The following is a 14986-nucleotide window of genomic DNA, read 5'->3' on the forward strand; positions in this document are numbered from 1 at the left end:
ATTATTTCCACTCCTCCTTTACGATACGTTTTCAATTACTTGTCCTTGTAGCATCTTCGGATGGACGATACACTCATATTCATCATCAGATGATAATGTAGTCCGATTTAAGCCAATGATCGTTTTTTGCACTTTTATTTTCTCATCATTTGTTTCAATTAAGACTTCATCTGGTTTAAATCCTAATAAAAATTGATGTTCTCTACCTACAACCCGATATGGGATAATTCGGACTCTGTGCTCCCACTGATGACTTGTTTGACTAGGTTCACTTAATGATTTCATCACATCTTCTTGGATAGCTTGGTTGAGTAATTGTTCCGGTATGTGTTCTTTTACCTTTAACGTATCTAAAATCATGACCGGACTTCTAGTAATCGGATCATATAATTGATTCCCGCTATCTATTAAACCTTTTATTGTAAAACAATTATCGTCAACGGTAATCATCACATTAACTAATTGTTCGTACTTAATTTTTTTCGTTTCTAAACTGACTAAACGATTTTTAGAAAATAGCCATAGCGCAGGAAACCCGAAAATGACAAATAACCAACTAACAGGATGTCCAAAACCAGATGTATTTGTCATTATTACTCCATTTAAAAAGCCCATATCAGATTGTAATAAGTAATGAGCACCAATCATTCCCCCGCCAACCATAAAGGTGACAAAATAAAAAGTTAACAAGCCTTGAGCAAAATAACTAAAGCGTTTAAACCCAAATGCAATCCAAACCATCAAGAAGGAAATAAACATCTTTCCAATTGGCTCATTTGCAATAAATGCAAGAGGGGTAAATAACATAAGTACAATACTTGAACCTGTAAGAGCTGCAAGCGATATTCTTAATTTGCCTACTTTTCTTTTCAATACAACAGATGTTAAAAGTAACAATAATAAATCAAAGGAAAAATTCAGTAGCCAGATAATGTCTAAGTAAAGCGACATTGTATACTCCTTCCAGTTTCTAAAGGAATGTAACATACAGTTATAGTTTAGTAACATCCGATGTCATTTAGTATAAATCGTCTTTAGTAGAAAGTCTGTCACTTACTGCCGATAGAATGCTAGTATTTTTGGGAGAATTTTAGAAATTTTGTCGAGGATAATCATTAACTGAATTAATTCAATGATTAATGTATTGATGATAGGAAAATCAAAGAGAATGTATTTGTAATAACGTTTAACTTACAAGTATTTCGTTCCATAATACCAATGAATCTAGTAATTCATGACTTTACTAAGAAGCAACAGACATTTAATTAATTATTTTCTTATTTTCTGGCAATGTGATACCTTCTCAAAGTAGATTGGACTAATAATACACTTATTTCAAATATACGAAACCAGCAAGGTGTTTTCTAAAATTACATCTTAATTTTTAGACATATAAAAAGGACAAATGATTATTCAACCATTTGTCCTTGCTAATACTTATCGACGTTTATTACGGTTTCTGAGGAACGTTGGGATATCTAGTGTATCCTCTGCTTGTTGTATACCACTTCGTGTTGATTGAGCTTCTTGAGTCTCTTCACGTTTTATTTCACGTTTTTGCACCGGTTTTACGACAGATGCATTATTATTGCCTGCTATTTGGCGTGATGATTGTTGTTTTAATGGATTTACTTCTGATTCAGTGAAACCAGTCGCAATAACTGTAACGACAATCTCATCTTTAAGATTTTCATTAATAACAGAACCAAATATCATATTAACATCTTGGTCAGAAGCAGTTGCAACTATATCAGCTGCTTCCTGTACTTCGTAAAGACTTAGATTTGTACCACCTGTAATATTCATAAGCACACCTTGGGCACCATCAATCGATTTTTCAAGCAATGGACTTGAAATAGCCTTTTTGGCCGCTTCAGCTGCACGGTTTTCACCAGTCGCAACTCCGATCCCCATTAGAGCAGAACCTTTATTAGACATAATCGTTTTAACATCAGCAAAGTCTAAGTTAATTAAACCTGGTGTCGCGATTAAATCGGAAATACCTTGTACCCCTTGACGAAGCACATTATCAGCTTCTCTAAATGCCTCAAGCATAGGAGTATTTTTATCAACAATTTCTAGTAAACGGTCATTCGGTATAACAATTAACGTATCGACCGATTCTTTCATTGATGAAATTCCACCTGCAGCCTGCATTGCTCGTTTACGACCTTCAAAAGTGAAAGGTCTTGTTACAACACCTACAGTTAATGCACCTAAGTCTTTAGATATTTGGGCGATTACAGGTGCTGCACCTGTACCTGTTCCACCACCCATTCCAGCTGTAACAAATACCATGTCAGCGCCTCTTAACGCTTCTTCTATTTGTTCTCTGCTCTCTTCTGCGGCTTTTTTGCCTACTTCAGGGTTTGCTCCTGCACCTAATCCTCGAGTGAGTTTTGAACCAATCTGCATTTTTATTTCTGCTTTAGATAAATTTAATGCTTGTGCATCTGTGTTTACAGCGATAAATTCTACACCTTGTACCCCGTGCTCTATCATTCGATTGACAGCGTTATTACCTCCACCACCAACACCAATTACTTTGATGGTTGCTAAGCCGTCAATATTTGTATCAAACTCCAACATGCGAAATCCTCCTAATCCATCAAATCACTTCTACTTGATGTAATCTATTCAAAGAAGTAGCCAAAGAACTTCTTCACTTTACTAACTTTTTTCTCTTCATGATGATGTTGTTGCTGTTGCTTAATTTGTTGTTGAGGCTGTTCTTTTGTTGCAGCTACTTCAACAGCATTGACTGAAACATTAGATCCGATCTTTCTACCTTGAATTTTTGCGTTTTTATGAGCAAATTGGATTAATCCTACCCCAGTCATATATTGAGGCTCTCTAACACCAATATAATCAGGACTTGCGATTCTCACACTATTTTGTAAAACAGCTTGTCCTAATTCTAGCACACCAGGCATTTTTACAGTACCGCCTGTTAATACAAATCCTCCAGGTATCTCACCAATACCTAATCTTTTTAATTCATAGAGAATTAACTCATAGATTTCTTCTAATCTAGCTTCAATAATGTCTGCTATTTCAAGCTGATTAAAGGTTCTTTTTTGGTCAGAACCGATAATTGATGCTTCAAAAACTTCATCCTCAGAAGCATGATCATAAAAACCGTGTCCATATTTGATTTTTATGCGTTCTGCCTCATCTGTAGATGTCCTAAGACCTATAGATATATCCTTTGTAATATGCTCACCGCCAATCGGCAAAACAGTTGTCGCAACTAGATGATTTTGTTCAAAAACAGCAATTGTTGTTGAACCCCCGCCAATTTCAACAAGTGCAACACCGAGGTTTTTCTCATCCTTTGATAAAGCTACCGAACCTGCAGCTAATGGTTGTAAGCAAATGTCAGTTATCTCAAGTCCAGCACGTTCTACACATCGTAATAGATTATGTAAAATAGTCTTTGACCCTGTAATAATTGTACCTTCCATTTCTAGGCGTACACCGAGCATACCCCTTGGGTCGTTAATTTCATCTAAACCATCAACAATAAATTGTCTCGGGATTACATCAATGATTTCTCTTTCAGGAGGTATCGATACGACTTGGGCTGCCTCAATTACTCTTCTGACATCTTCATTGGAGATTTCGCGATTTTCACTAGATACTGCTACAACTCCATGGCATTCTTGAAGATGTACATGATTACCGGTAACTCCAACAACGACTCTCTTTAAAGAGATCCCAACCATTCGCTCAGCTTGTTCTACAGCTTTTTTAATAGAATGAACGGTTTCATCTATATCGACTATAGATCCTTTTCTTAATCCTTCTGATTTTACATTACCTACACCAATAATGTTTAAAGTATCATTTGTCATTTCACCAATAATCACTTTAACACTGGATGTACCGATGTCAAGACTTACAAATAGTTCATTGTTGTTCATTCTAAGGCACCTCCTTATCTATCAGTACTTTCTATTTTATTCGCTACTAGAACGACATGACAATGAATCTTATCTTTACTATGTTCGTAAAATTTTTTGAATATTAACTTGATTTATGCCTATTTGTTTTTATTCGGCAAATACTTTCTATTCCCTTTAAAATATTCAATTTTTTTTAACTTTTTCTCTTGATAGAGACCATTTCGAAAGTAAGATTCTTCTAATGACTGCAATATTTTGGAATGTTCTTACTCCAAAAGCAAATACAGCTACTAAGTATAAGTCTACACCAAGATGGACACCGAGAAAAGCTAAACTTGCAGCTAAGATAATGTTAAAAAAAAAGCCTGAAACAAACACCATCTCATCATATATATTTTGTAAATGTGCTCTAATACCACCTATCAAAGTATCTAATGCAGCAAGAATGGCAATTGATAAATAATTTGAATATTCAGGGGGAATCCTTAGCTCTGACACTAATCCTAAAAAAATGCCTAGTATTAGACCTAGTATTGGTAGCCACATGTCTACTTTTCCCCCTTTTCAATTTCCGCTGGCTCCATATTCCGTACTCTAATTGCATCATCATATGCAGGTATTGTTATATTATCCTGTGGCTCGGAGACTGTTAATTTTAAATTGTCAATCGCAAAATCCTCATCAGTTGTAGAGGCGTTCATTCGATTATATAACTTATCTGCATTTTCAGAGATAACTTTAATTATTATTGGATAAGTATGTAAACTATAATTATCCAGTTTTGTTTGGCCATTAATATCACGAATAACTGTTGAATTAATGATTCTTCGATTTTGAATTGAAATATCCTCTGCTTCATATGAATTTAATTCATTAATTAACCGTTTTAATAAATCTGGCGAGATATGTTGGATTTGCTTTCCGATTATTTCTTCTGAAAAGAGTTGGTCAATTGTAATAATAATACCGCGACCATTCACCTCTGTTAAGCCAGCTTCTTCCTTCAAAACATTTAGAGTCTCATTAAGAGCAACTTCAGGATTTTGGTTTTCCTCTTCTTTATAGGCCTCAATAATTTCGTCGTACTTACGAATCTCAGACAATAAATCCACTTGCAGTTGCTGTTCCCTTTTAATATCCTCACGAAGTTCCCACATATCACGAGTATCTCTCACGATCGGTTCTTGTATCGTTTGGAATTGAATAGCCAACATTAATCCAAATAACATCGTTAAAACAGAAAAACTTATACCTCTTTGCCTATTTGTCTTTTTCAAACCAACCACCTAGCACTTCTTTTTTGTATGGTTTTGTTAAACCTCTAAAGACTATTGCTTCCTTCGTCATGCCTGGATTATTAGTGTAGTGTATTAGACATATGTACGAAATCTTAACATCCTTCCAATTAATAAAGCTGTTCAACTATCAACAATTACCTGTTTTATAGCCATTTCAAACAGTTTCGTTTAAGATGTTAACTTTTGTTCTTGTAGTAGTGGCTCCATCCTAACTTCCTCTTTCTCCTCAACCGTAACAACTATATTTTCATATGTTAGCTGGTCAATTACACCACCAGCGATGTTCATTGCTGGAATTAACACTGAGGGGTCACCAATTGCAGAAATAATGAAGGGTGCAGGAAATTGCCTTCCATCAACTGTAATAACAGGACCGTTACAATAAATATAAGACTTTCTATCTAGTCTTTGTCCATTAATTGAAATAGCATCTGCCCCTGATATATATAGTTCGTTGATGACTTTAAATATATGGCTCTCGTGGACAATATAATTATTAACATTTTCTCCTTCAGGTATATATGATGTATCCTCAAGTTTTATTTGAATACCTTTTCCTTTAATGGGTAATTCACCGATATACATACGATATTTCTCAACATCTTCTACAAGATTATAATACACTTGTTTTTCAGATTTTAATGATTCTTCGATTTTTTTTACTTCCTCTTGCTTTTCGAAGAGTTCCTCTTGTAAATTTTTATTCGCTTCCTCTTTATTAATTAATAAAGCTCTTGTCTCATATTCCTTATCCCATTGTTCAGAAGTTAGTGTCCGATTTTGAATTTTGTCTTTAGTAAGCTGATAAGAGTAGGAAATTAAAAAACCTAATACTAGAAAAATCAAGGATAATATAACATACCTACCCTTCAATTTCACCTTCATCTTCTTCCTCCTCTCCTAACGGTTTATACGATTCGAAATAAGATCCTACTTCTAAATGGATAACTCCTTCACTGTCTTCTTCAAGCTGACTAACAATAGAAGGGTATAAATCCATTTTTTCTGAGAATGTTCGAACTGATGCAATAACCTCATATCCGTCATTCATATATAGACGAATTAACCAAGGGTCCGTATCTTCAGGTGTATGATGAATTTCTGATATCGAATTTACAATTGCAGGTGAGAGTTGTGTTAATTGTTCAATCATTACTTTAATCGCATTGTCATTTTCCCAATTGATTAACACAGGTGCATCAGCCGGTGTACTCTCTTTGAAATCATTTAACACTTGTCCATTGTCAAGAATCGGTAAGTAAGCATTCCCCTTTTCTAAGTAAGCAATACTTTGAAATTCCTGGACAATAATTTCTATAGAATTAGGAAATTTTTTCACTACCTTAACATCTTTTAAGTGAACTATGCTTGAAACGTCTTTAATGACCTTATCTTCGTTAATGTTCCAATAACCTGAAGAGCTTGTAATTCCACTTAATTTAATAATATCTTCAGTTGGTACAATTTTGTTCCCTTTAACAGACACATTCCCAACTTTACTTAGTGGGGATTGGAAGTATATTACTAGTAAAATTAAGATGAAGAATAATGATAAGAACAAAATTAATCTTCTATTTGATTTTTGCTTTCGTTGTTGTTGTAATTTCGGTATCCGCTCTTCTAACGAAACAACTTTTTTCTCCAATGATTCCACCTCATCCTAAGGTAATGGTGCAAGGAAGTTTTTATTTATATTGAGTTCGTAACTCGAAATTTAATAAAGCACGACGTCTTTGTCTATCCTAAGTAATCACAAAGTGGCCAGTTAACCTTTCCTAGCTATAACCGATTAACGACAAGGCCAAGCACCTTTACATTTCTGCACACACACCTTGCAACACCTGGCGCGCATTTCAATTCATAGACAAGGAGATTACTATCAGCACCTAATACCCCTGTATGTAGAACACAATATTTTAGAAAAGTGTCGTGTACTTTTTTCATATCGTATTGATTGCGAAAAAATACAACGTAGGATGAAATGTAAGTTGTCCTTTTTCGAAAGCATACGATATTCTTATATCTAGTACTTGACAAAATAAACGGCATACTCGGATGCCGTTTATTAATCTTTTACAATTATATAAACACTAAAAACGATAATACCATGCAATTATACCATATCACCCGAAATATTTGGGGTTTTTAACGTCAATTGAGACCAATAATTTCAACTTCCGTTTCCAAGCTTATATTATACTTTTCTTTTATAGTAGATTTTATATCATTAATTAACTGTACTACATCATTTGCTGTTGCATCCCCTGAATTCACAATAAAATTACCATGCATTTCAGAGACTTTTGCTCCACCTTTTTTGTAGCCTTTCAAACCGGCTTCTTCAATTAATTTACCTGCATAAAACGGTAACGGATTTCTAAAAATACTTCCTGCGCATGGATAATTCCAAGGTTGGGTTTCTCTTCGGTAATGCTTGTTCCTTTGCATGACCGCTACAATCTCTTCTTTTTTCCCCTTTTTTAAACGTAATACAGCTTCCAGGCATATTCCCGGCCTTTTTTCTTGAAGGATTGACGTGCGATAGGAAAATTCCAGCTCATCTTTTGAAAGCCATTCTATCGAACCATCCTCAAACAAGATTTGAGCCTTTTCTAATATTTTAGACATATCTGAACCATGTGCTCCTGCATTCATGTAGATAGCTCCACCAATTGACCCTGGAATCCCGCTAGAAAACTCTAGACCAGAGTAACCTTGCTTACTTATTAAAGTTGCTAATTTTATAACAGAACAAGCAGCACCAACTCTTAAGCTCTCACCATCTAGTTCATAATAATCCAATTCTAAGCCAAGCTTAATAACTACCCCATTGATTCCTTCATCAGAAATTAGCATGTTCGAACCTCTGCCAATAACACGCCAGTTTTTTTTGTGTTTATTAATTAATTGTAGGACTGTTATTAAATCCTTTTTACTATTAGGTTCAATAAACAATTCAGCAGGTCCACCAATTTTTATCGTAGTATGTTTTGCTAAAGGTTCATTTTTAAGGACTTTACCAATATTCGCATCAAGCAGTTCTTGATATAACGTTGACATAATGGCCTCCTTAATTATCTTGTTATTTCTTATTTTTAACACTTGTCAATACTCGATATAAACGTGTTGCTGCATCAGGGATACCTAATTTTTTTGATGCTGTTTTCATTTCATTTAATTTGTCATCATTTAATAATACTTCATCTATTTTAGACAATAGTACTTGACCATTAAGCTCCTGTTCACGTATTAGGATGGCTGCATGATGGTCAGCTATTGCTTGTGCATTTTTCTCTTGATGATTCGCTGTTACATAAGGACTTGGAATTAAGATGCTCGGCAATCCTAGTGCAGTTATTTCTGCTAAAGAGGTTGCACCAGCTCTTGATACGATTAAATCTACCCCAGCAAGAACCTCCGGCATATTATGGATGAAGGGCTTAATAATAACTTGTGAGGCTATATTTTTAGTTTTCATTTCCTCCATTACTTTATCATAATGAACTTCTCCAGTAACGTAAACTACTTGATACGGCTTATCCTGGAGATTCGTAATCATCTGGAGCACCGATTGGTTAATTGCTTTTGCACCACGGCTACCGCCAAAAATCAATACTGTTTTTTTATTCATGTCCAGCCCTAATGAGTTTCTGCCTTTTAATCCGTCCTGACCTAAAACTTCGGATGCTCTTGGATTACCTGTTAGCACTACTTTATGAGCCGGAAAAAACTTCTTAGCATCGTCAAAGCAAATTGCAACTTTATCAACATAGCGCGCTAAAAATTTATTCGTTATCCCTGGCAAGCTATTTTGCTCATGTATGACAGTTGGTATTTTCAGCTTTGCTGCTGCGTATACTACAGGACCACATACATATCCACCGGTTCCAATCACGACATCTGGGCGAAATTCCTTCATATATTTCTTACTTAAATTTACACCTTTTAAAAAACGAGCAATTGTTTTAACATTATCTACTGACAATTTCCTCTTAAAACCGGTAATTTCAATTGACTTAAACGGAATACCGGCTCGTTTTACAATACCCTTTTCTAATCCATTTTCAGTTCCTATGTACAAGCATTCGACATCCGGATTGTTCTTTTTCAATTCATTTATTAACGCCAGTGCAGGATAAATATGACCACCTGTACCCCCGCCGCTTACTACTACTTTCATGATAATCCCCCCGTAAACATAGTGAAAGCTGACTATAAGGACAAACTAAAACGGGGATATTCCCCCTTGAAATTTAGTCTGTTACATAATCGTCAGCCTTTACATAGCACTTATATAAATTTTCCGTAAACTTTAGTAACTAACAATGCTCTAATATTTTGAATATCTACTGACGTTCAATAATACTCCAATCGCCATTAACATTAAGGTAAGTGACGAACCACCATAACTTAAAAAAGGTAATGTTATACCAGTAACTGGCATTAAACCAGTAACTACCCCTACATTTATCATAACTTGTATAGCAACCATTGTAATAATGCCAATTGCTAAAAAGCTTCCGTATAAATCAGGTGCACCTAATGCAATTCTTACCCCTCTCCAAAGCAAAAGTCCAAATAAGAGAAGGATGAATGAACCACCAATAAAGCCTAATTCTTCAGCTAATATTGCGAAAATAAAATCTGTTTGTGGTTCAGGTAAATAGAAGAACTTCTGTCTACTTTGACCTAATCCTAAACCAAAAAGTCCTCCAGGTCCAATTGCGTATAACGACTGAATAATTTGAAACCCGCTACCTAATGGGTCTTCCCAAGGATCTAAAAATGAAGTAATCCGTTTGATACGATATGGGGCCGATAAGACAAGTGCTACAAATCCTGCAACACCTACTAATCCTAGCCATACAAAATGACTAATTCTAGCACCAGATACAAAAATCATGACGATACATGTACCTACCATGACCGTACCTGTACCTAAATCTGGCTGCAACATAATCATACCAAATGCAGTAAATACAAGTCCTAAGGATGGGACCAAGCCTTTTTTGAAAGATGTGATTTTCTTTTGATTTTCAGATAAGAATTTAGCTAAAAATGCAATCATCGCAAGTTTCATAAATTCGGATGGTTGAATGGAAAATGCACCTACTCCAATCCAACTTCTTGACCCGTTTCTTTCCATACCTATGCCTGGTATCAATACGACAATAAGCAATAAAAAACAAATGATGACAAGTAATTTAGCCCATGTCCTCCACGTCCAATAATCTACATTCATTAAGAAAAACATTGCGATGACACCAACACCTGCAAATAGCAATTGCCGTTTTGCGAAAAAGAAGGAATCATCGAATTTATACGTCGCCCACACTGCACTGGCGCTGTATACCATTATTAGTCCAATAGTTAATAGAAGTAATGTTAGTAAAACTAATATAAAGTCTGGTGTAGACCTTTTCGCTGTCACCGCTTAAACACCCCTGTACCAAGAATTTAAGGGCCATTCACGAAAATCTACAAATGTTTGTACAAGCCCTTACTTAAGCTTATGCACGGCTTGAATAAAAATGTCACCTCTTTCTTCAAAAGTACGATATTGATCCCAGCTAGCACATGCAGGTGATAACAAGATAACATCGCCTTCTTCAGAAACTGTAAACGCCGTAGATACTGCTTGATCCACATTATCGACACGTTTAATTACTTCTATTCCATATTCTGTCGCGATTCTTTCTATTTTGGGTGCAGTTTCTCCAAATAATACAACTGCTTTTACACTCTCAAAATAAGGCGTAAGTTCATCAAATTCATTACCTCGATCGAGTCCGCCTGCTAATAGAATTGTCGGTTGTGAAAATGCCTGTAACGCTTTGCTAGTTGCTAATATATTAGTTGCTTTTGAATCATTGTAAAATCTGCGACCTTCTACTGTATCAACAAACTGAAGTCGATGTTTAACCCCAGTAAAGGTAGTCAGTACTTTATAAATCGATTGATTTGATGCGCCTCTCATTTTAACTGCAGCGACAGCAGCTAAAATATTCTCAAGATTATGCTCACCAGGCAAAACGATATCTTTTAAATCAATAATCTTTTCACCTCTAAAATATATTGCATCACTCATTACATATGCACCATCGACAGTGTCTTTCTTAGTAGAAAAATATATTTTTTCAGCATGTGACTTCTCTGACATCTCACAAACTTCATGATCATCATAATTTATAATTGCATAATCTGATTGTATTTGGTTCTCATATATTTTACTTTTAGCCAAAACATAGTCTTCTCTAGTACCATGGTAATCTAAATGGGCATTAAAAATATTTAATACAATCGCAATAGCTGGCCTAAATTCAATCGTACCTAGCAATTGGAATGAAGATAGTTCCATAACAATTACATTATCTGCTGTTGCTGCTTGTGCAACTTCACAAGCAACAGTTCCAATATTCCCAGCAATTAAAGGATTTTGATCATCCGTCTTTAAAATTTCATAAATTAATGTAGTTGTTGTTGTCTTACCATTTGAACCAGTAATTCCAATAATATCTGCCTCTGAAATTTTATATGCGAGCTCTACCTCAGTAATAATAGGGAGCGCCTTTTCATTAGCTATTGTTAATAATGGGTTATTATATGGAATACCAGGGTTCTTAACTATAACTTCTATTTTTTTATCTTCTAGTAATGTAAGCGGGTGTTCGCCGCATATAACCTCTATACCTAATCTACTTAATTCAATTACACTTGAATCTTCGTGAGTTGCCTTTAAATCATTGACAGTTACATTTGCTCCTAAGCTATGTAATAATTTAGCAGCAGCTAAACCACTTTTGGCTAACCCGATGACTAATATATTCTGATGTCGATACTCACTGATTTTATTCACTTACAACCACACCTCTATATAGATTCCGAGTACTGCAAGTATAAGTCCAATCGTCCAAAAAGTAACGACAACACGCCACTCAGACCAGCCAACTAATTCATAATGGTGATGTAATGGACTCATCTTAAATACTCTTTTTCCTGTTGTTTTATATGATATAACTTGAATGATGACAGATAATGTTTCGATTACAAACACACCACCAATTAAGACAAGCAATATTTCCAGCTTAGTTAAAATAGCAATTGCAACAATTGCTCCACCAAGAGCTAAAGAGCCGGTATCTCCCATAAACACTTTTGCAGGATGCGCATTAAAGACTAAAAATCCTAAAACTGCACCGACAACAGCAACAGAGAAAATAGCGACGTCATATTGGGACTGATTCCAGGCTAAAACAGCAAAGGCACCAAATGCAATTGCAGCAGTACCTGACAGTAATCCATCCAAGCCATCGGTTAAGTTTACAGCATTCGAACCACCAACTAACATAAAGATTACAAGTATTACATACCCCCATCCGAGGTCAAGCGAAAGATCTGTCCCAGGAATCCTTATATCTGTTGAGAAGTCAAATTGAACAAAAACGATGTAGAAGATTACTGCAATGATGACTTGACCGAGCAGCTTCTGTCTAGAAGTCAATCCGAGATTTCTCTTCATAACAACCTTAATAAAATCATCTAAAAAACCTAATAAGCCGTATCCGACCGTCACGAATAATAATAGATACATCTCGACACTTAGTTGAGAGAATTTACCTGTCATTACAACCGTTGTAATGATAAGCGAAATAATTATCATTACCCCACCCATAGTAGGTGTTCCAGATTTTTTCTGGTGAGACTTTGGACCCTCTTCTCTTATACTTTGACCAAACTTTAATCTCCTTAAAAATGGAATAATGATTGGAGATAGTAATACACTTATTAAAAATCCCATTAAAAGAGTAAATAAAATTACTTGTTCTAACATGTATACTCACTCCCCTCATTATTCATTTGCTTCGCATTACATTTTTTCGAATATTTTATGAAAGTATCATATGTACAACATTCATAATTATGATTTTTAAAAGACATTTCCTTCATATTTATCAACTTCTCTTTCTATCTTTTGTTTCCTATTCAATGATGAAGAAGCACATATCCAAAATTAAAAAATCTGTTTTCTCAAGGTTTAGTTGTTTTAGTTGATTTTAAATAGAGGTTTTCCTAAACTTGCGAGTCTGGAAGTGAGTCTCTTTAATTGTATGCCACCTATCTAAAGAAGCCTCACTTTATCACAACAACATGGCAATCTATTACTCAATATTTGAGTATTTGTTTAAAACAACTATATTTCAGAAAAGAGTTTTCAATAAAAGTGGTACTCCCTATCAAGTATAGATATTTATAATTAATTCTTGTTATTTACGGATAGCTTGTAAAACAACCTCTTTATCATCGAAGTCATACGTATTATCTCCGATTATTTGATACGTTTCATGGCCTTTCCCTGCAATTAAGATAACATCGCCCTTTTTTGCATGTTCAACTGCATATATAATAGCTTCCTCACGATTAATAATAGACTTAAACTGTTTTCCAACAACACCAGCTTCCATATCGTGCAAAATCACTTGTGGATCTTCACTTCTAGGATTGTCAGAAGTGAAAATTGGATAATCACTATTATCCGCTGCAATTCTAGCCATAATAGGTCGTTTTGTTTTATCTCGGTCTCCACCGCATCCTACTATACAGTAAATGTCTCCTTCAGCAAATTGCTTTATTGTGCTTAACACATTTTCAAGACTATCAGGTGTATGAGCATAATCGACAATCACGGAATAATCCTGATTACCATCAACTAACTCAAATCTTCCCCTAACCCCTTCAATTTCCTCTACTGCTTTTACAATTGTCTCTAAATCAATATTAGAAGCTAGACATGCTGATACAGCAGCAAGGACGTTATACACACTAAATTTACCAACCATCTTCATCGTAATCTGCTTATTTCCGACTGGAGTCAACAATTCAAATGTAGTACCTTTAGCTGTCATTTTTATATTTCTTGCCATAACATCTGCGACATTATCTATTCCATAAGTCAATAAAGAGGCGGATGTCATCTTTTTAAAATCTAACGAAGCTTCTTCATCAGAATTCAGAACAGCAATTTTCGGTTGCTTGTGGTCAAAACGATTACCCAATTGGGCAAACAATAACCCTTTTGCGTATTTATATGCCTCCATCGTCTTATGATAATCTAAATGGTCTTGAGTTAAGTTTGTAAAAACGGCCACATCAAAATCACAACCATGGATACGACCTAAATGTAGCGCATGGGAAGATACTTCCATAATTGCATGGGAAACGTCATTGTCAACCATTTCCCGGAATGTTTTCTGGAGCGTTAAGCTTTCCGGAGTTGTATTTTTAACATTTTTTATATCATTACCTATTTTCATATACATTGTTCCAATTAAGCCTGTTTTCTTGTTCGCCATGTTCAATATTTTCTCAATAATATGAGTTGTTGTCGTTTTACCGTTAGTCCCTGTAACCCCAATTAAATGAAGGTTATGTGTTGGCTGACCGTAAAAGGCATCAGCTAAAAGTGCCATCGTTCTTTTTGTATCTTTGACAATAACAACTGGAACATTGACATCGATTTGCTTTTCTGCAAGTATAGCAACTGCACCCTTTTCTACTGCTTCTGCCGCAAATTGATGACCATCCACTGTATAGCCTTCAATGCAAATAAACAAACTTCCTCTTTTCACTTCCCGATGATCCATTTCAATCGAGGTTATAGTTGGGTTTTCAACAGGTTCTGAATGTTGTTCGTATATGTATGTAAGTAATTTATCAAGTTTCATCTTCATTCCTACTTTCATTTCTTTCTGGAGATGCATGAGCCCATATCGCGCTCACAAAGGT

At 35.2% G+C, this 14986-nt stretch carries 13 protein-coding genes; all 13 read right to left on the reverse strand.

Translation table 11 applies throughout. The features are described 5' to 3' along the window. Window positions 1-18: 18 nt before the first annotated feature. Window positions 19-951 (reverse strand): sigma-E processing peptidase SpoIIGA, encoded by a 933-nt coding sequence (spoIIGA, locus tag J2S19_RS11900; RefSeq protein ID WP_307341881.1) that lies wholly within the window; start codon window positions 949-951, stop codon window positions 19-21. 486 nt (window positions 952-1437) lie between these two features. After that, window positions 1438-2589, reverse strand: coding sequence for a cell division protein FtsZ (ftsZ, locus tag J2S19_RS11905; protein WP_307341884.1), 1152 nt, complete (start codon window positions 2587-2589; stop codon window positions 1438-1440). Window positions 2590-2633: 44 nt separating this feature from the next. Beyond that, window positions 2634-3923: a cell division protein FtsA gene (ftsA, locus tag J2S19_RS11910; protein WP_307341887.1), complete on the reverse strand. Its 1290-nt coding sequence runs from the start codon at window positions 3921-3923 to the stop codon at window positions 2634-2636. A gap of 165 nt (window positions 3924-4088) precedes the next feature. Continuing rightward, window positions 4089-4451, reverse strand: a complete 363-nt coding sequence (locus J2S19_RS11915) for a small basic family protein (RefSeq protein WP_307341889.1) — start codon at window positions 4449-4451, stop codon at window positions 4089-4091. Window positions 4452-4453: 2 nt separating this feature from the next. Beyond that, the gene (locus tag J2S19_RS11920) at window positions 4454-5182 is read right to left on the reverse strand and encodes a DUF881 domain-containing protein (protein WP_307341892.1); all 729 of its coding nucleotides are present in this window, start codon (window positions 5180-5182) and stop codon (window positions 4454-4456) included. Between the two features lie 189 nt (window positions 5183-5371). Continuing rightward, the gene (locus J2S19_RS11925) at window positions 5372-6076 is read right to left on the reverse strand and encodes a DUF881 domain-containing protein (protein ID WP_307342196.1); all 705 of its coding nucleotides are present in this window, start codon (window positions 6074-6076) and stop codon (window positions 5372-5374) included. Continuing rightward, a complete protein-coding gene (locus J2S19_RS11930; protein WP_307341895.1) occupies window positions 6066-6848 on the reverse strand; it encodes a cell division protein FtsQ/DivIB in 783 nt (260 codons plus the stop codon). Before J2S19_RS11930 ends, J2S19_RS11925 begins: the two co-directional genes overlap by 11 nt. A gap of 506 nt (window positions 6849-7354) precedes the next feature. Next, window positions 7355-8263: a UDP-N-acetylmuramate dehydrogenase gene (murB, locus tag J2S19_RS11935; protein ID WP_307341899.1), complete on the reverse strand. Its 909-nt coding sequence runs from the start codon at window positions 8261-8263 to the stop codon at window positions 7355-7357. 22 nt (window positions 8264-8285) lie between these two features. Then, window positions 8286-9383, reverse strand: a complete 1098-nt coding sequence (gene murG, locus J2S19_RS11940; RefSeq protein WP_307341904.1) for an undecaprenyldiphospho-muramoylpentapeptide beta-N-acetylglucosaminyltransferase — start codon at window positions 9381-9383, stop codon at window positions 8286-8288. A gap of 150 nt (window positions 9384-9533) precedes the next feature. Continuing rightward, on the reverse strand, window positions 9534-10634 hold the full coding sequence (spoVE, locus tag J2S19_RS11945; protein ID WP_307341907.1) for a stage V sporulation protein E: 1101 nt from the start codon (window positions 10632-10634) through the stop codon (window positions 9534-9536). 69 nt (window positions 10635-10703) lie between these two features. Further along, a complete protein-coding gene (murD, locus tag J2S19_RS11950) occupies window positions 10704-12059 on the reverse strand; it encodes a UDP-N-acetylmuramoyl-L-alanine--D-glutamate ligase (protein WP_307341910.1) in 1356 nt (451 codons plus the stop codon). Further along, entirely contained in the window at window positions 12060-13034 is a 975-nt protein-coding gene (gene mraY / locus J2S19_RS11955; protein WP_307341913.1) for a phospho-N-acetylmuramoyl-pentapeptide-transferase, read from the reverse strand. A gap of 433 nt (window positions 13035-13467) precedes the next feature. Further along, window positions 13468-14925 carry a UDP-N-acetylmuramoyl-L-alanyl-D-glutamate--2,6-diaminopimelate ligase gene (locus J2S19_RS11960; RefSeq protein ID WP_307341916.1) on the reverse strand — a complete coding sequence of 486 codons (1458 nt, stop codon included), beginning with the start codon at window positions 14923-14925 and terminating at the stop codon, window positions 13468-13470. Window positions 14926-14986 lie beyond the last annotated feature (61 nt).

The organism is Metabacillus malikii (assembly GCF_030813355.1).
GTDB lineage: Bacteria > Bacillota > Bacilli > Bacillales > Bacillaceae > Metabacillus > Metabacillus malikii.